At 67.8% G+C, this 25,122-nt stretch carries 25 protein-coding genes, 1 tRNA gene and 1 riboswitch; of the genes, 13 read left to right on the plus strand and 13 right to left on the minus strand.

Going from position 1 to position 25,122, the window contains the following annotated elements; genetic code table 11:
* Positions 1-11 precede the first annotated feature (11 nt).
* Complete coding sequence (locus L1088_RS07250; protein WP_234554341.1) at positions 12-1,970, minus strand: V-type ATP synthase subunit I; 1,959 nt, start codon at positions 1,968-1,970, stop codon at positions 12-14.
* Positions 1,967-2,281, minus strand: a complete 315-nt coding sequence (locus L1088_RS07255; protein WP_234554342.1) for a V-type ATPase subunit subunit G family protein — start codon at positions 2,279-2,281, stop codon at positions 1,967-1,969. Before L1088_RS07255 ends, L1088_RS07250 begins: the two co-directional genes overlap by 4 nt.
* Before the next feature lie 102 nt (positions 2,282-2,383).
* On the opposite strand from L1088_RS07255, the gene L1088_RS07260 reads away from it, so the two are divergent.
* A complete protein-coding gene (locus tag L1088_RS07260) occupies positions 2,384-3,529 on the plus strand; it encodes a 23S rRNA (cytosine(1962)-C(5))-methyltransferase (protein ID WP_234554343.1) in 1,146 nt (381 codons plus the stop codon).
* On the opposite strand, the gene L1088_RS07265 is transcribed toward L1088_RS07260, so the two are convergent.
* Positions 3,477-3,887 (minus strand): hypothetical protein, encoded by a 411-nt coding sequence (locus L1088_RS07265; RefSeq protein WP_234554344.1) that lies wholly within the window; start codon positions 3,885-3,887, stop codon positions 3,477-3,479. The genes L1088_RS07260 and L1088_RS07265 overlap by 53 nt on opposite strands.
* Positions 3,888-3,930: 43 nt before the next feature.
* On the opposite strand from L1088_RS07265, the gene L1088_RS07270 reads away from it, so the two are divergent.
* From L1088_RS07270 to L1088_RS07295, 6 genes are read left to right on the plus strand one after another with little or no spacing between them, the layout of a single operon-like run.
* Positions 3,931-4,140, plus strand: coding sequence for a DUF3248 domain-containing protein (locus L1088_RS07270; protein WP_038046051.1), 210 nt, complete (start codon positions 3,931-3,933; stop codon positions 4,138-4,140).
* Positions 4,137-4,508 (plus strand): DUF3809 family protein, encoded by a 372-nt coding sequence (locus L1088_RS07275; protein WP_234554345.1) that lies wholly within the window; start codon positions 4,137-4,139, stop codon positions 4,506-4,508. Before L1088_RS07270 ends, L1088_RS07275 begins: the two co-directional genes overlap by 4 nt.
* Before the next feature lie 21 nt (positions 4,509-4,529).
* Positions 4,530-5,204, plus strand: coding sequence for a metal-dependent hydrolase (locus L1088_RS07280; RefSeq protein WP_234554346.1), 675 nt, complete (start codon positions 4,530-4,532; stop codon positions 5,202-5,204).
* A gap of 28 nt (positions 5,205-5,232) precedes the next feature.
* On the plus strand, positions 5,233-6,024 hold the full coding sequence (locus L1088_RS07285; protein WP_438948062.1) for a serine/threonine-protein kinase: 792 nt from the start codon (positions 5,233-5,235) through the stop codon (positions 6,022-6,024).
* Positions 6,025-7,917, plus strand: coding sequence for an AMP-binding protein (locus L1088_RS07290; RefSeq protein WP_234554348.1), 1,893 nt, complete (start codon positions 6,025-6,027; stop codon positions 7,915-7,917). It begins immediately after the preceding gene.
* 4 nt (positions 7,918-7,921) lie between these two features.
* Complete coding sequence (locus L1088_RS07295; protein ID WP_234554349.1) at positions 7,922-10,303, plus strand: tetratricopeptide repeat protein; 2,382 nt, start codon at positions 7,922-7,924, stop codon at positions 10,301-10,303.
* Here L1088_RS07295 and murJ read toward each other — a convergent pair.
* From murJ to L1088_RS07340, 9 genes are all read right to left on the minus strand, one after another.
* Positions 10,254-11,741, minus strand: a complete 1,488-nt coding sequence (murJ, locus tag L1088_RS07300) for a murein biosynthesis integral membrane protein MurJ (protein WP_234554350.1) — start codon at positions 11,739-11,741, stop codon at positions 10,254-10,256. The genes L1088_RS07295 and murJ overlap by 50 nt on opposite strands.
* Positions 11,731-12,819 carry a PDDEXK family nuclease gene (locus tag L1088_RS07305; protein WP_234554351.1) on the minus strand — a complete coding sequence of 363 codons (1,089 nt, stop codon included), beginning with the start codon at positions 12,817-12,819 and terminating at the stop codon, positions 11,731-11,733. Before L1088_RS07305 ends, murJ begins: the two co-directional genes overlap by 11 nt.
* Positions 12,820-12,860: 41 nt before the next feature.
* Positions 12,861-12,948, minus strand: a tRNA-Leu gene (locus tag L1088_RS07310).
* Positions 12,949-12,965: 17 nt separating this feature from the next.
* Positions 12,966-14,117, minus strand: a complete 1,152-nt coding sequence (locus L1088_RS07315) for an LCP family protein (protein WP_234554352.1) — start codon at positions 14,115-14,117, stop codon at positions 12,966-12,968.
* Between the two features lie 35 nt (positions 14,118-14,152).
* On the minus strand, positions 14,153-15,469 hold the full coding sequence (locus L1088_RS07320) for a S8 family peptidase (protein WP_234554353.1): 1,317 nt from the start codon (positions 15,467-15,469) through the stop codon (positions 14,153-14,155).
* Between the two features lie 35 nt (positions 15,470-15,504).
* On the minus strand, positions 15,505-16,302 hold the full coding sequence (locus L1088_RS07325; RefSeq protein WP_234554354.1) for a helical backbone metal receptor: 798 nt from the start codon (positions 16,300-16,302) through the stop codon (positions 15,505-15,507).
* A complete protein-coding gene (gene hisD, locus L1088_RS07330; protein ID WP_234554355.1) occupies positions 16,299-17,537 on the minus strand; it encodes a histidinol dehydrogenase in 1,239 nt (412 codons plus the stop codon). Before hisD ends, L1088_RS07325 begins: the two co-directional genes overlap by 4 nt.
* Positions 17,538-17,544: 7 nt before the next feature.
* Positions 17,545-18,141 (minus strand): hypothetical protein, encoded by a 597-nt coding sequence (locus tag L1088_RS07335; protein ID WP_038046040.1) that lies wholly within the window; start codon positions 18,139-18,141, stop codon positions 17,545-17,547.
* Between the two features lie 4 nt (positions 18,142-18,145).
* Positions 18,146-19,255 carry a hypothetical protein gene (locus L1088_RS07340; RefSeq protein ID WP_234554356.1) on the minus strand — a complete coding sequence of 370 codons (1,110 nt, stop codon included), beginning with the start codon at positions 19,253-19,255 and terminating at the stop codon, positions 18,146-18,148.
* Between the two features lie 80 nt (positions 19,256-19,335).
* Between L1088_RS07340 and L1088_RS07345 the strand changes: the two genes are divergently transcribed.
* From L1088_RS07345 to L1088_RS07365, 5 genes are all read left to right on the plus strand, one after another.
* Complete coding sequence (locus tag L1088_RS07345) at positions 19,336-19,704, plus strand: hypothetical protein (RefSeq protein ID WP_014515903.1); 369 nt, start codon at positions 19,336-19,338, stop codon at positions 19,702-19,704.
* Positions 19,701-20,318, plus strand: coding sequence for a uracil-DNA glycosylase (locus L1088_RS07350; RefSeq protein ID WP_234554357.1), 618 nt, complete (start codon positions 19,701-19,703; stop codon positions 20,316-20,318). The genes L1088_RS07345 and L1088_RS07350 overlap by 4 nt, the downstream gene beginning before the upstream one ends.
* Before the next feature lie 49 nt (positions 20,319-20,367).
* Positions 20,368-20,494, plus strand: a riboswitch (molybdenum cofactor riboswitch).
* Complete coding sequence (modA, locus tag L1088_RS07355) at positions 20,483-21,361, plus strand: molybdate ABC transporter substrate-binding protein (protein WP_234554358.1); 879 nt, start codon at positions 20,483-20,485, stop codon at positions 21,359-21,361. It overlaps the preceding riboswitch by 12 nt.
* A 3-nt stretch (positions 21,362-21,364) precedes the next feature.
* The gene (gene modB / locus L1088_RS07360) at positions 21,365-22,039 is read left to right on the plus strand and encodes a molybdate ABC transporter permease subunit (RefSeq protein ID WP_234554384.1); all 675 of its coding nucleotides are present in this window, start codon (positions 21,365-21,367) and stop codon (positions 22,037-22,039) included.
* Positions 22,018-23,028, plus strand: a complete 1,011-nt coding sequence (locus L1088_RS07365) for an ABC transporter ATP-binding protein (protein WP_234554359.1) — start codon at positions 22,018-22,020, stop codon at positions 23,026-23,028. Before modB ends, L1088_RS07365 begins: the two co-directional genes overlap by 22 nt.
* Positions 23,029-23,486: 458 nt before the next feature.
* On the opposite strand, the gene L1088_RS07370 is transcribed toward L1088_RS07365, so the two are convergent.
* The gene (locus L1088_RS07370; protein WP_234554360.1) at positions 23,487-23,816 is read right to left on the minus strand and encodes a hypothetical protein; all 330 of its coding nucleotides are present in this window, start codon (positions 23,814-23,816) and stop codon (positions 23,487-23,489) included.
* 31 nt (positions 23,817-23,847) lie between these two features.
* Here L1088_RS07370 and hisS point away from each other — a divergent pair, with 31 nt between their 5' ends.
* Complete coding sequence (hisS, locus tag L1088_RS07375) at positions 23,848-25,104, plus strand: histidine--tRNA ligase (RefSeq protein WP_234554361.1); 1,257 nt, start codon at positions 23,848-23,850, stop codon at positions 25,102-25,104.
* The last annotated feature ends 18 nt before the right edge of the window (positions 25,105-25,122 follow it).

Below are 25,122 nucleotides of genomic sequence, written 5' to 3' on the forward strand. Positions count from 1 at the left end.
TTTTTCCCTCCCTATTGCGTCTCACGGACGCTTTTGAACGGCCGGTAAGGCCTGCCGTTCTCCTCGTAGAAACCGAACTTGGTGAAGAACTCCACCCAGATGAGACGGATGGGCTGGAGCATGTGGCCCAAGGTGGTGAGGAGCAGGATGAGCAGGTGCAGCACCCCCGCCACCACCAGGCCCAACAAGGCGCCCACAAGCCCCATCTTCTCCGCCATGGCGAAGCCCACGTCGGTGAGGAGACCCGCCAGAATGCCTCCTGCGGCCCCCACCGCATAGATACGGATATGGGACAGGATGTGCCCCGCCTGGGTGAAGATCTCCGGAAGCATGAGCCAGATGCGGCTCATGAGGATGGCCAGCAGAAAGACTCCAAAGCCCACGTACATGAGGCCGGAAAGCCACCCGGCCTGCAGGTTCCCCAGGTAAGAGGCCGCCAGGGCCAGGATGCCCATCAGGCCCCCCAGGTAGCCCACGCCTTCCCAGAAATGGCCCCGGTGGTGGTGCTTCAGGCCCAGGTAGGCCCGAAGCCCCAAGCCCCAGAAGACCATGAGGACGCCGAAGGCCACGGAGAGCAGGATGAGGAGGTTGGCGGTCTTGGCGGTGTCGATGCGGGGGATGAGGATGGGGATGAGCCCAGGGTGCTCGGGGGTGCCGAAGACCCCCAGGTGCTCCAGGAAGGTGCCGAAGAACTCCCCGTAGACAAAGCCCCAGACCACCGTCCAGAAGACCATCCAGTTCAGGATGTAGACCAGCTTCCCGATCACCGGGGGCTTGAGCTTTAGGGCGAAGAGGTCGATGACCAAGGGCTCGTTCCGCTTCACGTACCCGGCAAGCCAGCGGCCCAGGAGCCAGAAGAGCAGGCCGTAGCCGATGTCCCCCACGATCATGCCGAACCAGAAGGGGAAGAAGAGGGGAACCACCGGGGTGGGATCCACGGAACCGTACTTGGGGGTGTTCAAAAAGCTCACCAAGAGCTCAAAGGGCTTCACCCACGGGGGGTTGTCCAGGGTCACGGGGACGCGATCGGCCTCGTGGTGTTCATCCACGGGCTCAAAGGCATAAACCACGGCGTCCTTGTGCCGGGAGAGGGCCTCCTCCACCCGGGGCTTGGCCTTTACGGGAACATAGCCCATGAGCGCGAAGCCAAAGCGCCCAGAGGCCAGCTCCTCCAAGGCCTTGAGCCGGGCCACCTCGTCCTTGGCCCGGGTCCAGAGGCTCTGCAGGGTGGAGTGGGCCTCCTGGGCCAGCTTGTAGAGGGCCTGGCGCACCTCCGAAAGCTCCTTGGGGGCGGCCTCAGCGCGGGCTTTCAGCCTGCGCGCCGCCTCGGAGAGGGGAAGCTCCCCGTAGGCGCCGGGCAACCGGAGCTCCGCCACCCCGGCGCGGGACAAAGCCGCCTTGGCCGCCTCGAGGTCCTTTCGGTGCACCACCAGCAACGCGGCCAGCCCTCCGGCACGGGCCTCGTGGGCCAGGACGAAGCGGTCCTCCAGGGACTTACCTAGGCTCTCCTCCACCACCGGGAGCTCTTTTTCCGTGATCAGGAAGGGGATGGTGCGGAAGAAGGGGCTTTGGTCCAGCCCCTGGGCTAAGGAGGCCAGCTTTTCCAAAGGCTCCAGGTAGGCCTGGGCCAGGGCAAGCTCCTCCTCCAGCTCCTGCTTCTGCCGGGCAAGGCCCTCCGCATGCCCCTGGACGGGGGCAAGAGCCTTCTCCGCCGCCTCTAGGCCCTCGGGGAAAGGCCGCGAGGGCTCCACCTCCCGCCCCAGGAGGGCCAGGGTGTGCTCCGCTCCCGCGGCCACCCCTTCCCAACGGCGGAGCTCCTCTCGCTCTGTAGGGGAAAGCCGGTACTCGGAAAGCTCGGCCACCCGGAGGGTTTCCAGGTGCACCACCCCCGCCTGTTGCAGGCTGTGGAGAAGCTCCTTGGCCTGGGCCTTGGGCCCGGCCAGGACCAGCTTCTCCATGGGGGCAATCACGGCAGAACCTCCTTCAGGGCCAACGCCACGGCCTCCTCCAGCCGGGCCGCCGCCTGCTCCTGCACCGCCTTGGACTCGGCCTCCGCTTGGGCCCGGTAGCGGGCCAGAATGGCTTCGGTTTCCTTGGCCTCCTTCTCCCGGAACTCCGCCTCCAAAGCCGCCGCCTTGGACTCGGCCTCTTGCAGAATGCGGCGGGCCTCCTCCTCGGCCTTGGCCACCAGGTCTTCCGCTTCTCGTTTTGCGGCCTCGAGGCGGGCAAGGAGCTCCTTCTCCTTCTCCGCCAAGCTCTTGATAAGTCCTAGGCCTCCCATCGCCCCTCCCTTTCGTGAAAAGATGCGCAAACCGCGCCTGCCGGCCATAATACCGGCCACCGGGGCAAGCGTCAACCAACCCCGCCTAAGTATACTTAGGCGGTGAGGATTCTCGTCAACGAACGCGGGGCCCACCGCCTCCTATCCCGGCACCTTTGGGTGTTCCAGCGGGATGTGCTCTCCGGACCGGACCAGCCCGGCCTTTACCCCGTCTACTGGGGGAAGCGCTTCCTGGCCTTAGCCCTTTACAACCCGCAAAGCGATCTGGCCGTGCGGGCCTTCCGCTTCCGCCCCGCATCCGACCCCCAGGAGGCCCTCCTGGAGAACCTGGAGAAGGCCCTCTCCCGCCGCCTCCCAGCCCTGGAGCGGGAGCCCGAAGGGGGCTTCCGCCTGGCCCACGCCGAGGGGGACTTCCTCCCCGGGCTGGTGGTGGACTATTACGCCGGGCATGCGGTGGTGCAGGCCACCGCCCACGCCTGGGAGGCCCTCTTGCCCCAGGTGGCCGAGAGGCTAAAGCCCCTGGCGCGAAGCGTCCTGGCCAAGAACGACGCCAAGGTAAGGGAGTTGGAGGGCCTTCCCCTTTATGTCCGGCCCCTCTTGGGCCAGGTCCCTCCGCGGGTAACCGTGCGGGAGGGACGGGTGCGCTACGTGGTGGACCTCGAGGGAGGCCAGAAGACGGGGGCCTACCTGGACCAGCGGGACAACCGCATCCTGATGGAAGGCTTCTCGGGGGAAAGGGCTCTTGACGTCTTCAGCTACGCGGGGGGCTTCGGCCTCCACCTGGCCTTGGGCTTCAAGGAGGTGATCAGCGTGGACAGCTCCGGAGAAGCCCTACAAAGGGCGGAGGAGAACGCCCGCCTCAACGGCCTCACCCTGAAGACGGTGGAGGCCAACGCCTTTGAGTTCCTCCGCGCCTTGGAAAAAGCGGGAGAACGCTTTGACCTGATCGTTCTGGACCCTCCGGCCTTCGCCAAGGGCAAGAAGGACCTGGAGCGGGCCTACCGGGCCTACAAGGAGGTGAACCTGCGGGCCATCAAGCTCCTGAAGGAAGGGGGCCATCTGGCCACGGCCAGCTGTAGCCATCACCTTGCGGAACCCCTTTTTTACCAGATGCTGACCGAAGCCGCGGCGGACGCCCACCGGGTCCTGAGGGTGGTGGAGCGGCGGGGCCAGGGGTGGGACCACCCCGTCCTCCTCAACCATCCCGAGACCCACTACCTGAAGTTTGCCCTGCTAGAAGTGCTCTGATGCGCTCCCGCCAGGCCTCGGGCTCCGGCAGGGGCAAAGGCAGGCGCTCTCCCCCCTCGAGGCCCAGGAAGAGGGCAGGCCGCCCCCGGGCAAGGGGTCCGGCCGACCAGAAGGCCACCTCCACCTCCCGCACCTGAGCCAGGGGAATGCGGCGGCGGAAACCCAAGGGGGGGTGAACCTCCAGGTGCTGGGGGAAAAGGGCCAGCCGGAAGCCCCGCCCAAGCCGCCACCAGGGATAGAGGAGGAGAAGGGCCGCCCACGGCACCTCTCCCAGGAGAAGGGCCAGGAGCAGAACCCCCACCCCCGCCCAGAAGGCCAGGGGGGAAAGGCGGGAAAAGGCCACCTCGGCCAAAGGCATTTGCCCCATTATGCCCCGCGCCCACCCCGGGTAGACTGGAAGGGTGGAAACGGACCTTTTGGAGGCCCTGGGCCAGCACCTGGTGTGGCGCATGGGCCGAGCAGAGGAGGAGGAGGTCCTGGTGGTGCGGGTGGGTCTAGCCTCGGCCACGCCCCGCTTCCGGGAGCTCCCCCGTTTGGTGAACGTGCCCGATGCAGAGATGGTCCGCCTGGTCAAGGAGGGCCGGGTGCGGGTGGAGTGGGTGGAGGAATGAGGGCCCGGCTGGTGCTTAACCCAACTGCCCTAGAGGGACTCCCCCCGTTCCTGGAGGTCCAGTGGGAGGGAAATATCCTGAAAGGGGCCCTCCGCCAGGAAAACCCGGTCCTCGGGGAAGTGGTCCTGCCCTTCGCTTGCCGCATGGAGGGCCAGCGCCTCACCGCCCTGCCCCTGCCCCCGCCCAGCCTGAGGGCCGAGGGCTGGATCCGCCCGAGCCCTCAGGGGCCAGCCCTGGAGCTCTGGGTGGAGCTGGTCCTTCCCGAGGGCAGAAGCTGGGGCGAGCGGGCGTTTGCACGGATCCTCGAGGCCCTCTTCCTCCGGGCCTTGGGTCAGATGCTTCCCGTGCCCGGCGAAACTCCGGTATAGTGCCTGCTAAAGGAGGTGCGCATGTTGGAGATCCGGTACCTGGGCCACTCGGCGGTCTGGCTTTCCGATGGCAAGACCAAGGTGGTGATCGACCCCTTCCTCACCGGCAACCCTCTGGCCCCGGTGGGGGTGGGGGAGGTGCAGGCGGATCTCATCCTGGTGACCCACGCCCACGGGGACCACTGGGGGGACGCCGTGCCCCTCTCCAAGAAGGGGGGCGTGGTGGTCTCCACCTTTGAGATCGCCACCTACGCGGAACGGCACGGGGCTAAGAGCGTCCCCATGAACCTCGGGGGCACGTACCGCTTCCCCGGGGGTTGGCTGAAGTGGACCCCGGCCTGGCACTCCTCTAGCTTCCCCGACGGCACCTACGGGGGGATGCCCATGGGGGTGGTGGTGGAGCTAGGGGGCAAGCGCGTGTACCACGCAGGGGACACCGCCCTCTTTTCCGACATGCGCCTCATCGGGGAGCTGGGCCTGGACCTGGCCTTTTTGCCCATCGGCGACCACTTCACCATGGGACCCGAAGACGCCCTCAAGGCCCTGGAGCTTTTGCGCCCCAAAAAGGTGGTGCCCATCCACTACAACACCTTCCCCCCCATCCGGCAAGACGGGGAGGCCTTCGCCCGCAAGGCGGCGGAAAAGGGCGTGGAAGGCCACGCCTTGAAGCCCGGAGGAGTGCTGGTCCTTGAGTGAGCTAAGGCGCAAGGACTTCCGGCTCCTCATGCTCCTGGGCCTGGGGCAGACCGCCCAGGTCTACCTGGCGGAAGCCCCCACCGGGGAGCGGGTGGCCTTGAAGCTCCCCCGCAAGGAGGTGCGGCAGAACCCCTCCTTGGCGGAGCGTTTCGCCCGCGAGGTCGCCCTCAGCCTCTCCCTGCGGCACCCCTACTTGGTGCGCGGACTCCATGGGGTGCCCTACGGGGAAGAGGCCTTCTTGGCCCTGGAGTACCTAGAAAAGGGCACGTTAGAGGATCTACTGCTCAAAGGACCCCTCCCCCAGGAAGAGGCGGCGCGGGTCCTCCAGCAGGTAGGGGAAGCCCTCCTCTTCCTGCACGGCAAGGGTTTCCTCCATCAGGATGTGAAGCCCTCCAACGTCTTCGTGGGGGAGGGGGTCTACAAGCTGGGGGACCTGGGAACCCTGCGCCCCCTGGCCGACCGCGGCGCGGAGTACGCGGGCAGCCCCCACTACCTGGCCCCCGAACTCTTCCTGGGCGCCCTCCCCAGCGTGAAGAGCGAGGCCTACAGCTTTGGGGTTATGGCTTACGAGCTCCTCACGGGAAGGCGGCCCTTCCGCGGGGAGAGCCTCGAGGACCTGCGGACCGCCCACCTCCTCCTCCCACCCCCGCCCACCCGCCTGCCCCTCCGCCTGGACCGGGCCCTGAGGCGCCTCCTGGCCAAGAAACCCGAGGAAAGGGCCTCCATACCGGAGTTTTTGCAAGCCCTTCGCCACCCCGAAGGCCCTCCCACCCAGGAAACCCCGGGAAAACCCAAGCGCTTTCCCTTCTGGAGGAAATAGATGGAACCCGTCTGGTACCCATCGCAAGCGGACGTTAACGGCACCCGGCTTTTCCGCTTCATGGAAGCCCTGGGTTTTAGGGATTACGAGGCCTTCTTTCGCTACAGCGTGGAGGAGCCCGAGGACTTCTACCATCGGTTTTTCAGCCACCTGGGCCTTCCCTGGCAAGAGCCCTACACCCGGGTGATGGAGGGAAGCTTCCCCTTTCCCCATTTCTTCGTGGGGGGGAGGCTGAACCTGGTGGAAGCCGCCCTTCGCCACGACCCCTCCCGCCTGGCCCTCCTCCACGAAACGGAAGACGGCCAGGTGCGGGCCCTGAGCTACGGGGAGCTCCAGGCCGAGGTAGCCCGGGTGGCCGCGGGGCTTAAGGCCTTGGGGGTGGAGCGGGGGGACCGGGTGGGCCTTTGGCTCCCCATGGGCCTCGAGGCCGCCGTCCTCCTCCTGGCCACGAGCTCGCTCGGGGCCATCGCCATCCCCATCTTCTCCGGCTACGCCGCCGAAGCCGCCGCCGTGCGCCTCAAGGACGCGGGCGCCAAGCTCCTGGTGGTGCAGGACGGCTTCCTGCGGCGGGGCCGGCGGGTGGAGCTCCTCCTCGAGGCCCGCAAGGCCCTGGCCCTCTCCGGAACCCCCGCCCTCCTGGCGGTGCGCCGCCTGGGCCTGCCCTTGGAAGGGGGGGAGCGGGCCTACGAGGACCTGGCCGGGGAAGCCTTCCCCCCGGAGGCGATGGAGAGCATGGACCCCTTCATGCTCATCTACACCTCCGGCACCACGGGCCGCCCCAAGGGCACGGTCCACTACCACGCCGGCTTCCCCTTGAAGGCCGCCTTGGACCTGGCCCTCCTCTTTGACCTCAGGGAGGAGGACCACCTCTTCTGGTTCACCGACCTGGGCTGGATGATGGGGCCTTGGGCCATCCTGGGAGGGCTCATCCTCGGGGCCACCGTCTTCCTCTACGACGGCGCCCCCGACCACCCGGGGCCGGAAAGGCTTTGGCGCATGGTGGAGGCCCACCGCCTCACCCACCTGGGCCTCTCCCCCACCCTGGTGCGGGCCCTCATCCCCTTCGGGGAAGCCCCCGTGCGCGCCTTCGACCTCTCCTCCCTGAGGGTCTTGGGCTCCACGGGGGAGCCCTGGAACCTGGAGCCCTACCTCTGGTTCTTCCGGGTGGTGGGGGAGGAAAAACGGCCCATCGTGAACTACTCGGGCGGCACCGAGGTCTCGGGGGGCATCCTGGGGAACGTTCTTCTCCGCCCCATCAAGCCCATGGGCTTCAACACCGCCGTCCCCGGCATGGCCGCGGCGGTGCTGGACGAGGAAGGAAAGCCCACCCATGGCCGGGTGGGGGAGCTCGCCGTCCTCAAACCCTGGCCGGGCATGACCAAGGGCTTCTGGCAGGACGAGGCCCGCTACCTGGACACCTACTTCGGCCGCTTCCCCGGGGTCTGGGTTCACGGGGACTTCGCCCTTCTGGACGAGGAGGGCCACTATTTCATCCTCGGCCGCTCCGACGACACCCTGAAGGTGGCGGGCAAGCGGGTGGGCCCGGCAGAGGTGGAGACCGCGGCCATCGCCCACCCCGCCCTCAAGGAGTGCGCCGCCATCGGGGTGCCCCACCCGGTGAAGGGGGAAGCCATCGTCCTCTTCGCGGTGCTCAAGCCGGGCCTCACCCCCTCCCCCGCCTTGGCGGAGGAGGTGGCGGAAAAGGTGGCGGAAGCCCTGGGCAAGCCCCTGAAGCCCGAGCGGGTCCTCTTCGTGCCCGACCTCCCCAAGACCCGGAACGCCAAGGTCATGCGCCGGGTGGTGCGGGCGGCCTTCTTGGGCCAGGATCCCGGGGACCTCTCCGCCCTGGAGAACCCGGAGGCGGTGGAGGCCATCCGCCAGGCGGCAAGCTGACGCCGTGCGCCTTTTGGGGATGCTCCTGGCCCTGGGGCTGGCCCTGGCGGCGCCCTTGGAGGAAGCCCAGGCCCACTACGGGGCGGGGCGGATGGAAGCTGCCCTGGAAGCCCTTAAGCCCCTCCTACAGGGCTACAACCCCCCCGAGGAGGCCCTCCTCTTAGCGGGCTTCGCCCAGTACCGCCTGGGGAGGTTCTCCGAAGCCCTTTTCCTCTTCAGCCGCCTGGTGGGGACCCTGAAGGGGGGCCCCGAGGCCCTTTACGGCTTCGGCCTCACCTTAAGAGCCCTGGGAGACCTGGAGGGGGCCAGGAGCGCCCTGGACTGGGCCCTGCGGCAGGGGTACCGGGACGCGGAGGCCATCCTCCAAACCCTTCCCCCTCCCCCACCTCCCGCCCCCAAGGTCCGCAAGGGCCCCCCGCCCTTCGCCGCCCGGGAAGGGCGTTTCTGGGTGGAGGGAAAGCCCTTTCAGGTGCGCGGGGTCAACCTGGGGGTGGCCCTGCCGGGGCGCTTCCCCGCCGAGTTCCCCGAGGAGGAAGCCCTTTACCGGGCTTGGTTGGAGCTCCTTTCCGCCATGGGGGCCAACGCCGTGCGCACCTACACCCTCCTGCCCCCCGCCTTCTACCGGGCCCTCCTCCACCACAACCTTTTGCACAAAGACCGCCCCCTCTACCTCTTCCAAGGGGTTTGGACGGAGCTCCCCGAGGACGAGGGGTATGCGGACTGGGAAGGCCCCTTCCTGGAAAAGTTCCTCCTGGAAGGGCGGGAGGTTCTGGACGCCCTCCACGGCAACCTGCGCCGTCCCCCCCGCCCGGGGCACGCCCACGGGGACTACACCGCCGACGTCTCCCCCTGGATCCTGGGCCTCCTGGTGGGGCGGGAGTTTGAGCCCTACTCGGTCAAGGAGTACAACGAGCGCCACCCTGGTCGCACCTACCGGGGGAGGTTCCTGCAGGCCCTGCCAGGAGCCAGCCCCTTCGAAGCCTACATCGCCGAGGTCCTGGACCGGCTGGCCCAGTACGAGTGGGAGGCTTACGGCACCGCGCGCCCCCTCTCCGTGAGCAACTGGCCCACCCTGGACCCCCTCTTCCACCCCACGGAGAGCACCCGGGAGGAGGAGGCGGCCCTCCGAAGGGCTCGAGGGGAGCGGGTCCCGGAGGACGCGGTGCGGGAACTGAACAACGACGAGGTGAGCCTGGACATGGCCCTCATCCGCCCCCTTCCGGGAAGCCCGGTGGACACCTTTGCCAACTACCACGCCTACCCCTACTACCCGGACTTCATGAACCTGAGCCCGCGGTACCGGGAGGCCCAAGGCCCTTTTGGTCCTTCCAACTACTTCGGCTACCTCCTAGACCTCAAAGCCCACCACGGGGACCAAGCCGTGCTCATCGGTGAAATCGGCCTACCCACTAGCCGAGGCATCGCCCACTTCCAACCCCAGGGTTGGCATCACGGCGGGCACTCCGAGAACGCTCAGGCTGAAGGTGTGGCCCGCTTAACGAAAGAAGTGGAAGCGGCCCAGCTTGCGGGCAGCCTGGTTTTTTCCCTGATGGACGAGTGGTTTAAGCGCAACTGGCTTTTCATGGACTGGGAAACCCCCGGGCGCGACCCCTTCTGGCACAACCTCCTGGACCCGGAAGAGAACTACGGCCTTCTGGCGGCCACCGCCCAAGGGGGCTTCCGCCTGGACGGGAAGGCCGAGGCGTGGGAAGGGGTGCCCTTCCTCCTGCGGGAGGAGGGCCGCTTCCTCAAGGCCCACGCCGACCCCGAGTACCTCTGGCTCCTCTACCGGGGGCCCCTGCCCTTAAGGCTTTACCTGGACACCGTCCCCGGGGGGGTGCCGGTGGCGGAGGGCTTCGGGGCGGAGTTCTACCTGGAGATCGGCCCGGAAGGGGGCAGGCTCCTCATCGAGGCCGGCTACTACCCCTTCCAAGAGCTGGACCACGGCCTGCTGGAGACGGAGTACCTCCACTTCCGGGGGCCCACCAGGCCGAAAGAGGGCCCCTTCGTCCCCTTCCTCTTGGAACCCAACCGCCGCCGCACGGGGCGGGACGGCACCGACTACCCCCGCCTGGTTTACGAGCTGGGCCAGCTGAAGCAGGGCCAGGACCCCGAAGGGGCCCGGGACCCCACCGCGGACTACGCCCTGGGGGAAGGCGGGCTTTTGGAGCTCCGGATCCCCTGGGGGATGCTCCTCATCGCCGACCCCAGCCGGCGCCTGGCCTGGTACGCCCCCGAACCCACGCCTATAGAGGGCATCGGCCTCCTCCTGGAAGGGGCCCCACCCGTCCGCTTCTCTTGGCCCACCTGGGAAGAGCCTCCGTTCGCCCTCAGGCTCAAGCTTCTTTACTTCCGCCTGCGGGACCTCTGGCGAGGAGCACCCTAAGGGGGAGGCCCAAGGCCCAGCCTGAGGCGGCGAAGAGCAAGAGGCCCAAGACCCCTCCCACGCCCAAGGGCCACAGGGCGGACCAGGGGGCAGAGGCTACCCAGAACTGCGCTAGCACCAGACCGGGCACGGCGGCCAGCAACCCGGCCGAAAAAGCCCGCGCCAGGAAGCCGGGGAGAAACCCCAGCCGCACCCCCTCCCTGGCGAGAAGCCGGAGGTAAAGGAAAAGCCCCAAATACCCCGCCAAGGCCGTGGCCAGGTTCAGGAGGAAAAGGCCCGCCTCCCGCAGGAGCCAGTACCCCAGGGTGTTGGTGAGGAAGACCAAAGCGCTGACGGCCACCGCCTCCCGTATCCGCCCCAGGGCGTAGAGGCCCCGGAGGAGGAGGGTGTTCACTCCCCAGGGGAACACGGCCAAGCCCATGGCGGCAAGCACCTGGGCGCTGAAGTGGCGGTTTTCCGGGCTTAAGGGTCCAAAGAGGCCGAAGAGAAGGACCACCACATAAGGCGCCAGGCCCGTGAGGAGCCCTCCCAGAAGGGCCAGAAACAGGGAAAGCCGCCGCAGGGGCCCCTCGAGGAACCGGGCCAGCTCCCCGCCCCTTAGGGCGCTCATCCGGGGGAAGAGGGCGATGGCCGGGGAGGTGGCGAAGAGGCCCAGGACCATCTGGAAGACCACCTCGGCGTTGTAGAAGCCCGTGACCGCCGCCGGGGGGTAGCGGGTGAGGATGTTGGTCAGGACCAGGTTCAGAAACTGGCGCAAGGAGGTGGTGAAGGCAAAGGGGCCCATGCGGCCCAAGGCCGTGAGGAAGGCCGGGTGCCAGCGCCACTCCAGGCGAAAGCCCTGGAGGAAGGGCAGCTGCACCAGGGCCTGGAAAAGCCCCCCCAGGGCCACGGAAAGCCCCAAGGCGGTGGGATCCCCAGGGTAGAGGGCCATGAGGCCGATGGCCACCAGATTGAAGACGATGGGGCCAAGGGCGTAGGGCAGAAAACGCTCCTCCGCCTGCAAAAGGGCGGAGAAGAGGGCGGCCATGGAAATCCCTAGGAGAAAGGGTAGAAGAAGCCGGGTAAGGTAGACCACCTGGGCGAAGGCGGCCTCCTCCCGGAGGTGGCTTCCCGGGGCCACCAAAAGGGCCGCCACGAAGGGGGCGAGGAGGTAGGCCAGGCCCAGGACGAGGACGTTCACCCCCAGGAGGAAGGCGGCGAAGCGGCGGGCGAAAACCCGGGCCTCCGCCTCGGAGAGACCCTTCAAAAGCGGGATGAGAGCGTTCTGGACCGCACCTTCCGCCAAGAGCTCCCGCAGGAGGTTAGGCACCCGGTAGGCCACGTTGAAGGCGTCCTTGAGGGCGTCGGGGAAGTAGGCGTTGAAGACCGCTTGGCGCACGAGGCCCAGGACCCTCGAGGCCAGGGTTCCCCCCATGACCAGGAGAACCTTACGGAGCATTCCCCTCCAGAACCTCCTGGAAGACCTCGAGGAAGTTGGCCTGGTTTACCACCGTGAGCCCGTGGAGGGCGGAGAGCTCCTTGGCCCGGGCCTTATCCATGCCCAGAAGGACCAGGAAGCTTTCCCGAGCGGAAAGCCCAAGCACCTTCTTGAGCCCCGCGTACTTGGCGATGTGGGCCTGGAAGTCCCCCGTCTTGGTCTCAAACCAGTAGACCCTTTCTCCCACCCGCACCAGCACGTCCAGCTCCATGGCGTCCCCATTGGGGAGCGCTACCTGATAGCCCACCGCCACCTCGTGGGGCAGGTTCTTGGAACGCAGGAACTTCCGCACCTTCTCGGCCACGTACCGCTCCAACCAGCCCCCGGTGAGGAAGTTCTGCACCCAGCCCTCGGTGCTGGCCTTGGCGCGGATGCGACGCTCCTCGCTCTTGTAGTGGTAGGAGGTGAGGAGGGCGTACTGCTTGAGCATGGTGCAGAACTGGGTGGAGTTGGCGATCTCCTCCTGGGAGGCCTCGGAAAGGGAAAGCTCAAACTGGCGCTTGGTGGAAAGGCTCTGCTTCAGGCGCTCGTAGAGCTTCTCCAGGCTGGGGTAGCGGTCCCCCAGGAAGAGGGCCAAGCGGGTGAGGACTTTTTCCTTCTCCTCCTCCTCCTGGGGCTTCTTCACCACCTGGATGCCCAGACCCTTGAGCCACTCTTCCACGGAGGCCACCTTTTTGGCCTTAGGGGCCTCCTGGGCCTTTGCGGGCTCAGGCTGGGGCGGCTGGGCCTTCGGCGCCTCCGCAGGGGTTTCCCGCACAAGCCGCCACATCTCCCCGGCCAGGGCGAAGAAGCGGGACCGCACCGGGTCCTCCCCCCCCTCCAGCCCCGGGGGGGTGAGGCCCGAGCGCAAGGCGTCCAGGAGCCAGGCCTCGAGGGCCTCCCTCAGGGCCTGCCTTGCCGCCTCCAGGTGCTCGGCCTCCACCCTTAGGCCCAGCTCGGGAAGCTCCCCCACGAAACGCCCCGGGCCCGCCAAATCATAGCGGGCCTGGGCCATGGTCCTTTCCAGGTAGCGGGTGAGAACGCCCACGGGTTCCAGCATATCAGGGCCAAGAAAAAGGCCCCGGTGGTTCCGGGGCCGCCTGGTGCCGGGGACGGGACTCGAACCCGTACGGGGGTAACCCCCCAGCGGATTTTAAGTCCGCAGCGTCTACCATTCCGCCACCCCGGCGGGCGCCTTTCATGCTACTAAAGCGGGAAGTCCTCGCCAAGCCTTAGGGTGAGATCCGCCCCCAAAACCGCCTCCCCGGAGATGCGGTAGGGCACCCCCAGCCTCTCCCCCAATGTTCGGGCCAGTACCCCCGGCCCGTTCTCCAGCACTTCGGTGCGGGTGGGGGAAAGTTCCACCGGGTGCAGGAGCACCCGCAGGCCCAGGGCCTGAAGCCTCTCCCTGACCCGCTCGGCCTGGCCCTCCTGCCCGGGGCCGAAGACCAGGGCTACCCGCCTCCCGGAAAGCGCCGCCTCCTCCGCGGTGCCCTCCCCGTTGAAGTAGAGGCCCACCAGCTCCCGAAGAGCCGCCTCGTCCACGCGCCAACCCCCGCCGCCAAAGCGTCCTGGCAGAAGGAGGCTCACCAGGGCGGGCCGCTTCATGGCGAAACCCAGGATGGCCCCCGTTTCCTGGCGGGTGAGGTCGGTCTGCACGTAGGGCTCCACCGCCGCCACCGCCCTAGGCAGGCGAAGCAGGCCGGAAGGAGAAAGCACCTGCTCCCTGAGGGCGTGGAGGAAGGCCTGCTGCCGCTGCACCCGCCCGATGTCCCCCAAGGCGTCCTTGCGAAAGCGTAGGTAGCCCTCCGCCTGCTCGCCGTTCAGCACTTGGCACCCCGGCTTTAAATCGATGTCCAAGCCCGCGGCGGTGTCCCGGTAGCGCATGGGCTTCTCCACACAGACCCTAACCCCCCCCAAAGCGTCCACCCCCCGGCGGAGGGCCTCGGTGCTCACCACCACGTAGCGGTCCGCCTGCACCCCGGTGATCTGGGCCACCGCCTCCTTCATGAGGTCCGGGCCGCCCAAGGGGCTGGCCGCGTTCACCTTGTGCCAGCCGTAGCCGGGGAGGTTCACCCAGACATCCCTAGGGATGGAGAGGACCACCACCCGGCCCGTCCCCGGGTCCAGGCGCACCAGGAGGATGGTGTCCGCCAGGCCCCGAAACCGCTCCGGGGCCCGCCGGTGGTAGCCGGAGTACTCGGGGCTGGAGCCATAGACCAAGAGGGTCAAGGGGTTTTTGAGCCCTTCAGGAGCGGGCAACGCCCCATGGCGCACCGCAGGGCCCAAAAGGGGGTAGGCCCAAATCCCCAAGGCCAGCAAAAGGACTGCGAAGAGAAGGATGAGCAACCGCCGCACGGGGGCTCAGTCTACACCCCCTCGGGTGAGGGGGATTAGGGGAAGCAGTAGGTGGTGTCGGTCAGCACCCGGTCGGCGCGCACCAGGCCGAAGCCGTACTCATCGTCCTTCCCCGCAGGGCCCAGGTCCTCGGCGGCCTGGGTCAAGCAGGTGTACACCTGATCCGGTGAGGGCCAGCTTTTGCGCTCGCTGGCGTACTTGCTCATGTACAGGGCTGCCACCCCCGCCACGATGGGGCTAGCAAAGGAGGTGCCGCTACCCACCAAGTAGCCCTGCGGCTTGTTGGGGTCCGGCACAACCACCCCTTGGCCGGGGGCCACCAGATCAAGCTCCGGACCATAAGCGGAAAACGAGGCTCGCCTTCGGTCCTGGTCCACCGCCCCCACAGCCAAGGCGCTAGGGCTGCTGGCAGGGAACATGACCGGGCCTCCCGACGTATAATTCCCTGCCGCCGCCACGATCACCATCCCCTGGGCCCGGGCCTGGGCTAGCTCTCCATCCAGCAGGCTGTCGTACCCGTTCTGACCTAAAGAGATGTTGGCAACCCGCACCCCTAGGCTTCGGGCGAGCCGCACGCCCTCCAGGAGGGTAGCGGTGGTGGCCCCGCCCCCGTCACGGAACACCTTGATGGGCAGAATGTAGCCCCCCCAGGTCACCCCGGCCATGCCCCGGCCATTGTGGGTGTCCGCACCCAGGACGCTGGCCACCTGAAGCCCGTGTCCGTAGCTGTCTTGATAGGGGGCTTGCCCATCGGTGGGGTCGGCGTCCCCATCGGCCACATCCAGGTTGACGCCTGCAGGGAGGTACTTGCTGGTCTGAAAGTCCTCATGGTTCAGGACCCCCGTATCCAGCACCGCAATGAGGGGAGGGCACCCCCGGCCCGTGCTCAGGTTCCAGGCCGCTTCCAGTCGGAGCAGGTTGTTAAGGTATACCTTCTGGTCTGTTGTATAGAGGGGATCGTTGGGCGTCCGCAGGGGGCGGTAGAGGTAGTTGGGCTGCACGTACTGCGCCCCCGCCCGGAGGAGGGCCCAGGCCTTGGCCTCCTCCTGCCCTTTGGGCACCTTCACCCGCAAGAGGCCTTGGGAAAGGGCCTCCTGGGGCTCCACTCCCTCAGCCCGCAGGGCCTGGACGGAAAGCCCCGGCTTGGGAAGCACCAGGAGCTCCCCGGGCACGTATTCCCCAGCAAAGCGGCCCAAGCCTTGGAGGCGAAGTGGCTCCTCCGTAGCCTGCGCCTGCAAGGGTCCCACGGGGCACTCGGCGGGGTTTACGGGAGGCGGCGGGGGCGTCTGAGGACAGGCAGTGAGGAGAAGGGCCGTGGCCGCAAGAAGGGCCATGAAAATAAGCCGGTTCATGCTCCCTACTCTACATGCCCTGTCCCCGCCTCTCCTTAAGCCTGGGCTAAGGTTTCCTCTATCCGCCCCGCCAACTTCTCCAGGAAGGCGAAGAACATGGGCCCGTAGTGGGCCAGCTCGTCCCCATCGGTGGCGGCCACGGGAAAGTCCCATCCCCGCTCCTCCGCCAGGGCCCTCGCCTTCGCCAGGGGGTTTTTCCCCCAGGGCTTGGGCTCGTAGAGGAAGAGGTCGGGTCTGCGGCGCTTGACCTCCTCCAGGTCCGGGGGGAAGTAGGCCTGGGGCACGTCCAGGAAGATGGGCTTAAGGCCCAGGTGCAAAAGGGCCTGGGCGATGTAGCTCCCCCGGCCCACGGTGATGGGACCGCCCAGGTCCATTTCAAAGTAGACCTTCAGGTCAAAGCGCCCCTTGAGGCGGCCATAGCGCTGGGAAAGCCCGTGGGCCAGCTCCGCGGCCCGCTCCTCCAGGTCCAGAAGGTGGCCCAGGGTGGAGAGGTTTTCCAGGATACCGTAGGGGCTCGTGGGCAAGGGCACGGCGTAGACGGGAAAGCCCTCCTCCTTGAGCCTGAGGGCCTGCTCCCGCTGCACCCCGGTGGAGAGGAGGACCAAATCGGGCTTCAGGCTCCGGAGGAAGTCGGTGCGGGTCTTGGTGTAGGAGGCCAGGACCGGCAGGGAAAGCACCTCCGCCGGGCGGTGGCAGAAGGCGCTCCGACCCACCAGCCTATCCCCCACCCCCAGAGCGAAAAGGGCGTCCGTCAGGTTGGGGGCCAGGCTCACGATGCGCCCGAAGCGGTCGGGGAGGTCTAGGGGGCCGAGAAGCTCGTGAAAGATTTTCATTGCCTTAGGTCCAAGGAGCGGGCGTGGCCCTCGAGGCCCTCCGCCCGGGCCAGGAGGGCCCCCTTCTGCGCCAACACCTTCACCGCGCCCTCGCTCAGGCCCATCACCGGAATGACCTTGAGGAAGTCCCGCACCGAAAGCCCCCCCTGGAAGCGGGCGGTGCCCGAGGTGGGCATCACGTGGCTGGGCCCGGCGATGTAGTCCCCCAGGGCCTCGGGGCTCCCCTCCCCCAGGAAGACCCCCCCAGCGTTCTGCACCCTCCCCAGCCAGGGCAGGGGGTCCGCCAGGGCCAGGCAGAGGTGCTCGGGGGCGTAGAGGTTGGCCAGCTCCAGGGCCTCCTCGAGGTCCCGGGTGAGGACCAACCCTCCCTTCTCCAGGGCCCGCCGGGCGATCTCCGCCCGGGGAAGATCGGAAAGCTGCTTGGCGAGCTCGGCCTCCACCCGCTCCAAAAGGGCCCGCTCTGGGGAGAGGAGCCAGGGCTCGGAGTCGGGGCCGTGCTCCGCCTGGGCCAGGAGGTCTGCAGCCAGGAGCTTAGGGGAGGCGGAGCCATCGGCCACAATCAGGGTCTCCGTGGGGCCGGCCAGCCCATCTACGCCCACGACTCCGAAAACCTGGCGCTTGGCCGCCACCACGTAGGCGTTGCCGGGACCCACGATCTTGTCCACCCGGGGGATGCGGGCCGTGCCGTAGGCCAAGGCGGCGACGGCCTGCGCCCCCCCCATGGCGAAGAGCCGGTCCGCCCCCGCCACCCAGGCGGCGGCCAACACCCCGGGGTGGACCCTGGGGGGACTGGCCACCACCACCTCCGCCACCCCGGCCACCTTGGCCGGGACCACGGTCATGAGGAGGCTGGAGAGGAGGGGAGCGGTGCCCCCTGGGACGTAGACCCCCACTCGGGCCATGGGCCGCACCAGCTGGCCCAATAATCCCTTCTCATCCGCCTTCAAAAAACCCCCGCGAGCCTCCTCCCGGTAGAAGGCCTCGATGCGCTCCTTTGCAGTTTCCAGGGCGTCGCGGAGCTCCTCGTCCAGGTCCTCGTAGGCCTGGCGCCAGGCCTTCTTGGGAATCTCCTCCACGGGGTGGCCGTCCAGGTCCAGGCTGAAGCGGTCTAGGGCCGCATCCCCTTCCTCCCGCACCGCCTGCAGGATGCCCCGCACGATTTCCTCCACCGTGGGGTCAAAGGAAAGGCCCCGGCGGGCGAAGCGCTCCCTCACCTCCTCCGCGCGGTAGATCATGCCTCCACTATACCCAGCGGCGGCGTCTTTTCGCCTCCTCCACACCCTGCAGGTGGGCCTCGAAGACGTGGTTGCCCACCTGCTGCGCCAGGCGCACGGGCACCCCTTCCTCCACCTGCACCAAGGTCAGGCCGGGACGCAGGCGGTACTGGAGGCGCAAGCGACCTTCCACCTCCACATCCGCCAGCCGCTCCACGTACACCCGCCCCCCGGGCATGGGAAAGCGCACCACCTCCCCGGGGAGGAGCTCCAGCCGGGGAAGGGCTAAAAGAAGGGAAAGGGGGTCGTGGTAGGGTGCCACGAAGGGCAGGGCTAGGCTCTCCTTCCCCTGGGTCACCAGGACCACGCCCTCCTCCTCGAGGCGCTCCACGGTGAAGACCCGGGCCTCCCGCCCTTCCACCCGCTCGGCGAAGTAAAGGGAAAACCCCTCGGCATCGGTTTCCGTCTGCCAGCGCTGGCGGGTTTTGGGCAGGGGAAGGAGCACCTCGGCGCTCAGGGCGGCCTTGACCCCCCGGCCCTGCGGGCGCACCTCCAGCTTCCCCTCCCCCGCGGGCTCCCCCGCGAAGAAGTAGCGGTACAGGTACACGGCGGGACGCTCGGTCATGGCCCTAGCGTACCTTGATGGTGAGGGGCGGGCCCGGCACCTCCAAGAGGTAGTCCACCGGGTCTCTCCCCGCCACCCGGATGCGCAGGCGGTACACCCCCTTTTGGTCAAACTCCACCCGCCCGGGGGCGGTGAGGAGCACCCGCCCGGGGAGCATCTTGGAGCCTTCCGGAACCTCCAGCAAAATCACCTCGGCCCGCTCCGTGGGAGGGTCGGTGCGGAACTCCATGGTGTAGCCCCCCGGGCCTTGGCTCCGGGGACGCAGGAGCCAAAAGCCCACTCCCCCCAAGAGCAAAACCGCTAGGAGGAGCGCCGCAAGCGCCAAACGCGGGCCCCGTTCCCTCGAGGGCTCCAGAACGGGGAAGGAAGGCTCTTCCCGCTCCTCTATGCGCACCACCCGGGGACGGCTCGGGGGACGCTCCGGCTCCTGCGGCGGCCCCGGGACCTCCGGCTCGGGAACGGGTTCCACGGACAGGCGCTTCTTCCCCTCCCCTGGCCCCGGGGAAGCGTCTTCCCCTGAAGGGGGCGGGGCTTCCCTTGGCGGAAGCTGGGCCTCCGGGGAAGGTTCCGATGACGCCACGGGAGCTTCCTCCCCTTTCCCCAGCAAGCCCTCCCAAGAGCCCGCCGAGGACTCCAGGGCCTCCACCGCCTTGGCCAGGGGGAACTCGGGCCAGCGCTCCCCCACCAGGGCGCGGGCCAACGCCGCCACCGCCTTCCGCCCCTCCCCGGCCAGAGCCTCCAGCCCCACCCCTGCCAGCCACACCCGCTTGCCCTTGACCAGGCAAAGCTCGGGCACGGGGGCGTAGCGCACCCCTTGGGCCTCGAGGGCCGCCAAGAGCTGGGCCATCTCCCGGAGCCAGTGGGCGGTGCGCTCCAGGTCCGCCACCCCCAGGTACTGGCTCAAGGGCACCGCCCCGATGGGCCACTCCAATACCCAAGCTTCCGGGGTTTCCTCCAACAAAGCCAGGATCCCTTCGCCCTGCACGGGGTTGCCTTGCGCCCCCTTGAGCACCAAAACCGGCGTTCCCGTCCGGGTATCTTGCCCCTCGTACACGGTAACGGTTGCAATACGGGCGAGAATACGCCGCAACCAATAGTTGCCCAGAACCTCCATCCCCCCAAGTATACGCATCCCTTCGGGGCTGGGCTTATAATCTGCCAAAGGATGGGCCCTAAGGGCGGAAAGGAGCGGGGATGGAGTTCAAGATCACGCTGACCACGGAGGAGATCGTTCGCGGCCTGAAGCACTACCGCCGCATCGCCAAGCAGGACGTTCTCCGGGCGCCGGAAACGCCAAACCCAGAGGTTTTTCGCCGCCACGCCGAGGCCAGGCGGGAGGTTTACGCCAAGCTGGCGGAGGTGGCGGAAGCCGAGGGCCCCGAGGCCGTGGTGCAGTACGCCCTGGAGCTTTACAAGTCCCTGCCCTTCGTCACCGGCACCCCGGAGGACCAGCACCCCGAGATCAAGGGGCAGGAAAACGCCTTGGAGAACTTCTTCCTCATGATCGGTCTGGACCCCAAAACCCGCCGGGAGGCCCGTAAGGCGAGGAAGCCCCTGCAATGACCCTGGAGCTTTTGCAAGCGCAGGCCCAGGCCTGCACCGCCTGCCGCCTGGCAGAGGGCAGAACCCAGGTGGTCTTTGGGGAGGGCAACCCCGACGCCCGGCTCATGATCGTGGGGGAGGGGCCAGGCGAGGAAGAAGACAAGACGGGCCGTCCCTTTGTGGGCAAGGCAGGGCAACTCCTAAACCGCATCCTGGAGGCGGCGGGCATCCCCCGGGAATCCATTTACATCACCAACATCGTCAAGTGCCGCCCGCCGGGAAACCGCACCCCCCTCCCCGACGAGGCCAAAATCTGCACCGACAAGTGGCTGATCAAGCAGGTGGAACTCATCGCCCCCCAGGTCATCGTCCCCTTAGGGGCGGTGGCGGCGGAGTTCTTCTTGGGAGAGAAGGTATCCATCACCAAGGTACGGGGAAAGTGGTACGAGTGGCACGGCATCCGGGTTTTCCCCATGTTCCACCCCGCCTACCTCCTCAGGAACCCCAGCCGCGCCCCCGGAAGCCCCAAGCACCTCACCTGGCTGGACATCCAGGAGGTGAAGCGCGTCCTGGACGGCCTCCCCCCCAAGGAGCGCCGCCAGGTGAAGGCGGTGAGCCAAGAACCGCTTTTCTGAGGCCAGAGCCCTGGAGGCCTAAACCCAGCAAAGCCTACCTTCGCGTGTAAAATGCCCTTACCTCCGAGCCCGGAAAGACCCCCTGGGCCTTCCGGGCCGGGCCAGAGGGCCCCGGGGTGGCGGGGGCAACCCCGCCGCCTGCCGCGGTCGCAAAGGAGGCATCCATGAAACCCATCCTTTGGAGCGTCTGGCTCTTGAGCTTTGGCGTGGCCCTGGCAGAGGCCCAAGTGCGGGTGGTGGCCGCCGCCGACCTGCAGTACGCCCTCGGCGAGGTGGCCCAGGTGTTTGAGGCCAAGAACCCGGGGGTCAAGGTGTCCCTCATCTTCGGCTCCTCGGGCAAGCTTTACACCCAGCTCTCCCAGGGCCTCGAGGCGGACCTCTACTTCTCCGCCGAGAGCATCTACCCCAAGCTCCTGGAGGAAAAGGGGCTTACGGAGCGGGGCACGCGCAAGCCCTACGCCATCGGGCGCATGGCCATCTGGCTGGACCGGAAGCTGGGGCTTACCCCCGGACCCGAGGCCCTGAAAGACCCCCGCATTACCCGGCTGGCCATCGCCAACCCCGTCCACGCCCCCTACGGCCGGGCCGCCGTCACCCTTTTGGAGCGCTACGGCCTCCTCAAAAGGCGGCCCGACGCGCCCATATCCGGCCTGAGCCAACCTTTTCCCAGGCTTTCGTGGGCGGAGATCCCCTGGGAAAGCCTCACCCGGGGGGTGGAGGCCTACTGGGACCCGGAGCCCCTCCGGCGGGGCAAACCCCACTTTGAGTTCGTCTACGGGGAAAACATCTCCCAGACGGCCCAGCTGGCCCTGACCGCTACCCAGGCAGGCATCCTGGCCCTGCCCCTGGCGGTCCACGAAAGCCTCTCCCGCCCTGGGGTCTATTGGGCCGCCCCCTTGGGAAGCCACCTTCTCCTGGAGCAAAACTACGTGGTCCTCAAGGGCAAGGCCCGGCCTGAGGTCCTGGCCTTCCACCGCTTCGTGGGAAGCCCCGAGGGCCGGGCCATTCTCAAGCGCTACGGCTTTGTGCTTCCGGGAGAGTAGATGCTGGAACCGCCCTTCTGGACCTCCCTCACCCTTTCCTTAGAGGTGGCCCTGACGGCCTCCTTCGTCCTCCTCCTGACGGGGGTGCCCCTGGCCTGGTGGTTGGCCTTCCGCTCATTTCCAGGGAAAGCCCTTCTGGAAGCCATCTTCCTCCTCCCTCTGGTCCTGCCCCCCACGGTCTTGGGGTTCTACATCCTTCTCTTCCTAGGGCCCGAGGGGCCCTGGCGGAAGCTCACCGGCCTCTCTTGGGCCTTCAGCTTTGAGGGGCTGGTCTTCGCCAGCGTCCTCTTCAGCCTCCCCTTCGCCCTCACTGCCTACCGGGAAGCCTTCCTGTCCCTGGACCGGAACCTCCTGGAGGTGGCGAGAACCCTGGGGGTGCCCAGGGGCAAGATCTGGCTGAAGGTGGTCCTGCCCCTCACCTGGCCCGGCCTCCTCTCCGGCACCCTCCTGGCCTTCGCCCACACCCTGGGGGAGTTCGGGGTGGTGCTCATGGTGGGGGGTTCCATTCCCGGGAAGACGCAGATGGTAAGCATCTACCTCTACGACTTGGTCCAGGCCCTCCGCTTCCGGGAGGCCGCCGAGGCTTCGGCGGTCCTCCTCCTTCTCAGCCTGGGGGTGCTGGTGGCGGTTCGCCTCTTGGAAGCGAGGGGGCGCGCATGGAAGTCCACTACCAGATAAGGCGACCGGTGGCCCTCGAGGCCCACTTCCACATCCGGGGCTTCACCGTGCTTCTAGGGGAAAGCGGGGTGGGCAAAACCACTCTCCTCAAAGCCCTGGCGGGGCTGGTCCCCGCCCAGGGCACCCCCTTCCCGGGCCTCCCCCCAGAGCGCAGACCCGTGGGCTACCTCCCCCAGGACCTGGCCCTCTTCCCCCACATGACCGCCTGGGAGAACGTGGCCTTTCCCCTGAGGGGCCCAGGCCGCAAGGAGCAGGCCCTGAAGCTCCTGGAACGGGTCGGGCTGCGGGAGCATGCCCACAAGCGGCCAGGCCAACTTTCGGGAGGCCAAAAGCAGCGGGTGGCCTTGGCCCGAGCCCTTGCCCGGAAACCGGAGCTTCTCCTCTTGGACGAACCCACCAGCGCCCTGGACCCCCTCACCAAGGACCAGGTGGTGGCCGACCTGGTGGACCTCATCCGCCAGCAGGGCATCCCGGCCCTAGCCGTGAGCCACGACCCCGCCCTGGCCCGCATGGCGGACTGGCTTCTGGTGATGGGCCGGGGACGCATCCTGCAAGAAGGCCCCCCTGAGGAAGTCCTGGCCTCCCCTAAAGAGGTGGAGGTAGCCCGGCTTTTGGGCTACGAAAACCTCTTCCCCGCCCGGGTGGTACCGGGCGGGGTGGCGGTGGGCCAGGTGATCCTTACTCTCCCCCTCCCCTCCTGGGCCCGGATGGACGAGGAGGTATGGCTCGGGGTGCGGGCAGAGGAAGTCATCGTGGTTCGGGAAGACCGCCCCCTGCCCCCGGAAAACGTCCTGGAAGGGGTACTAGAGGGCCTGCACCCCGAGGGCCTTGCCTTCCGCGGCCGCTTCTTGGGGCCTGTAACCCTCACCCTGCTCCTGCCCCGGCACGTCCAAGAGAGGCTTCGCCTGCACCCGGGCCAGCGCCTGCGGGTGGCCTTGAAACCCCGTTACCTGCACCTGATGCCAAGCCAGGCGGGCGAGATCGCCTAGCGGGAGGCCGAACTTGTTCCTGAGCCCCTTGAGGTGGAAGCGGGCCTGGTAGGGAAAGAGGCTTAGGGCGCGGGCCAGGGCCTTGGCCTCCGCCTCCACCCCACGGCCCAAAGCCCAAAGAACCTCCACCTCCCCGGGGGAAAGGGCAAGGCCCAACCGCCCGCGAAGGCCATCGGATAGGGTCTTCGGGTCATCGCGCCGGGTGAGGAAGGCTTGGCGCCTGGGGTCGTAGGCCCGGAACCCCGCCGGAGTCCGCCACAGCCACACCTGGCCGTGCTCCAGGAAGTCCAAATCCGCCAGGACCAGCCCCTTGCCTTCCCTCCAAGCAACCTTCCAACCTTCCTTGCGCAACGCCTCTGCCACCAGGGCGTAAAGCTCCAGGTTATGGGTCAACACCACTGCGTGCATCCACGCCACCTCCTTTCGCCTTTGGGCCTACACCGCTTGGGGGTTTGCCGCTAGGCGTAAGGAGGGGCGCGAGGCGCCAGGTTGGACCGCGCCGGTTCAGGATGGCCTGCCCGGGCGCTGGGGCGGACCCGCAACACCTCCAGCAAGGTGGGGGCCGCTGGCTCCTGCACCACGGGAAGGCCGGAAGCCACCTGCATGCCGCAGAAGAGGGAGTGATCCACCTCCCTCTCCTCTCCCGGCGCCTGGCACAAGTCGGCCCGCAACCCCGGGTTTTGCACCTGCATGAGGTACATTTGCAGGGCTACCCCGGTGGAGGCGGTGAGGGTGAGGGCCAGGTAAAGGAAAACCGCCAGGGCCCTCCCAAGACCCCTGCCGACCATGTCCAAAGTATACGGGGTAAAGTGGGGTAGTATGGCCGTCCGCGGCACCAAAGACCTGTTTGGCAAGGAGCTTGGGCTCCACCAGCACATCGTGGCCACCGCCCGTCAGGTATTGGAGGCAGCCGGAGCCTTGGAACTGGTCACGCCCATTTTCGAGGAAACCCAGGTCTTTGAAAAGGGCGTGGGCATCTCCACGGACATCGTCCGCAAGGAAATGTTCACCTTCCAAGACCGCGGCGGGCGCTCCCTCACCCTGCGCCCCGAAGGCACCGCCGCCATGGTGCGGGCCTACCTGGAGCACGGCATGAAGGTCTGGCCCCAGCCCGTGCGCCTCTGGATGGCCGGGCCCATGTTCCGGGCCGAGCGCCCCCAGAAGGGGCGGTACCGCCAGTTCCACCAGGTGAGCTACGAGGCCCTGGGCTCGGAAAACCCCATCCTGGACGCGGAAGCCGTGGCCTTGCTCCACGACTGCCTGCGGGAGCTCGGCCTGCGGCGCCTTTCCGTGAAGCTCTCCTCCGTGGGCGACCCCGAGGACCGGGCCCGGTACAACGCCTACCTGCGGGAAGCCCTCTCCCCCTACCGCGAGGAGCTTTCCGAGGACTCCCAGGAGCGCTTGGAGCTCAACCCCATGCGCATCCTGGACTCCAAGAGCGAGAAGGACCAAGCCCTCCTGCGGGAGCTTGGGGTAAGGCCCATGCTGGACTTCCTGGGGGAAGAAGCCCGCGCCCACCTGAAGGCGGTGGAGCGCCATCTGGAACGGCTTTCCATCCCCTACGAGCTGGACCCGGCCTTGGTGCGGGGCCTGGACTACTACGTGCGCACCGCCTTTGAGGTGCACCACGCCGAGATCGGCGCCCAGTCGGCCTTAGGGGGCGGCGGCCGGTACGACGGGCTTTCCGAGCTCCTGGGGGGGCCAAGGGTGCCTGGGGTGGGCTTCGCCTTCGGGGTGGAGCGGGTGGCCCTGGCCCTCGAGGCCGAGGGGTTCACCCTCCCCGAGGCCAAGGGGCCAGACCTTTACCTGGTGCCCCTGCTGGAGGAAGCCGTGGCGGAGGCCCTCTACCTGGCGGAAGCCCTTAGGCCCCGCATCCGGGCGGAGTACGCCCTCACCCCCAAGAAGCCGGGGAAGGGGGTGGAGGAGGCCTTGAAGCGGAACGCCCGCTTCGCGGGCTTTTTGGGCGAGGACGAGCTGAGGACCGGGGAGGTCACCCTGAAGCGCCTGGCCACCGGGGAGCAGGTGCGCCTGCCCCAGGCCGAGGTCCTGGGCTTCCTCCTCGGAACCCTTTCCTGAGCATCGGGTAAGATTTAG

Source organism: Thermus caliditerrae (genome assembly GCF_021462525.1).
GTDB lineage: Bacteria > Deinococcota > Deinococci > Deinococcales > Thermaceae > Thermus > Thermus caliditerrae.

Bases quoted from the DNA above. Each gene is read 5' to 3' on its own strand.
- L1088_RS07255 (WP_234554342.1), bottom strand. From the start codon at position 2,281: ATGGGAGGCCTAGGACTTATCAAGAGCTTGGCGGAGAAGGAGAAGGAG.
- L1088_RS07265 (WP_234554344.1), bottom strand. From the start codon at position 3,887: ATGCCTTTGGCCGAGGTGGCCTTTTCCCGCCTTTCCCCCCTGGCCTTC.
- L1088_RS07275 (WP_234554345.1), top strand. From the start codon at position 4,137: ATGAGGGCCCGGCTGGTGCTTAACCCAACTGCCCTAGAGGGACTCCCC.
- L1088_RS07280 (WP_234554346.1), top strand. From the start codon at position 4,530: ATGTTGGAGATCCGGTACCTGGGCCACTCGGCGGTCTGGCTTTCCGAT.
- L1088_RS07285 (WP_438948062.1), top strand. From the start codon at position 5,233: ATGCTCCTGGGCCTGGGGCAGACCGCCCAGGTCTACCTGGCGGAAGCC.
- L1088_RS07290 (WP_234554348.1), top strand. From the start codon at position 6,025: ATGGAACCCGTCTGGTACCCATCGCAAGCGGACGTTAACGGCACCCGG.
- murJ (WP_234554350.1), bottom strand. From the start codon at position 11,741: ATGCTCCGTAAGGTTCTCCTGGTCATGGGGGGAACCCTGGCCTCGAGG.
- L1088_RS07305 (WP_234554351.1), bottom strand. From the start codon at position 12,819: ATGCTGGAACCCGTGGGCGTTCTCACCCGCTACCTGGAAAGGACCATG.
- L1088_RS07320 (WP_234554353.1), bottom strand. From the start codon at position 15,469: ATGAACCGGCTTATTTTCATGGCCCTTCTTGCGGCCACGGCCCTTCTC.
- L1088_RS07325 (WP_234554354.1), bottom strand. From the start codon at position 16,302: ATGAAAATCTTTCACGAGCTTCTCGGCCCCCTAGACCTCCCCGACCGC.
- hisD (WP_234554355.1), bottom strand. From the start codon at position 17,537: ATGATCTACCGCGCGGAGGAGGTGAGGGAGCGCTTCGCCCGCCGGGGC.
- L1088_RS07335 (WP_038046040.1), bottom strand. From the start codon at position 18,141: ATGACCGAGCGTCCCGCCGTGTACCTGTACCGCTACTTCTTCGCGGGG.
- L1088_RS07340 (WP_234554356.1), bottom strand. From the start codon at position 19,255: ATGGAGGTTCTGGGCAACTATTGGTTGCGGCGTATTCTCGCCCGTATT.
- L1088_RS07345 (WP_014515903.1), top strand. From the start codon at position 19,336: ATGGAGTTCAAGATCACGCTGACCACGGAGGAGATCGTTCGCGGCCTG.
- L1088_RS07350 (WP_234554357.1), top strand. From the start codon at position 19,701: ATGACCCTGGAGCTTTTGCAAGCGCAGGCCCAGGCCTGCACCGCCTGC.
- modA (WP_234554358.1), top strand. From the start codon at position 20,483: ATGAAACCCATCCTTTGGAGCGTCTGGCTCTTGAGCTTTGGCGTGGCC.
- L1088_RS07365 (WP_234554359.1), top strand. From the start codon at position 22,018: ATGGAAGTCCACTACCAGATAAGGCGACCGGTGGCCCTCGAGGCCCAC.
- L1088_RS07370 (WP_234554360.1), bottom strand. From the start codon at position 23,816: ATGGTCGGCAGGGGTCTTGGGAGGGCCCTGGCGGTTTTCCTTTACCTG.
- hisS (WP_234554361.1), top strand. From the start codon at position 23,848: ATGGCCGTCCGCGGCACCAAAGACCTGTTTGGCAAGGAGCTTGGGCTC.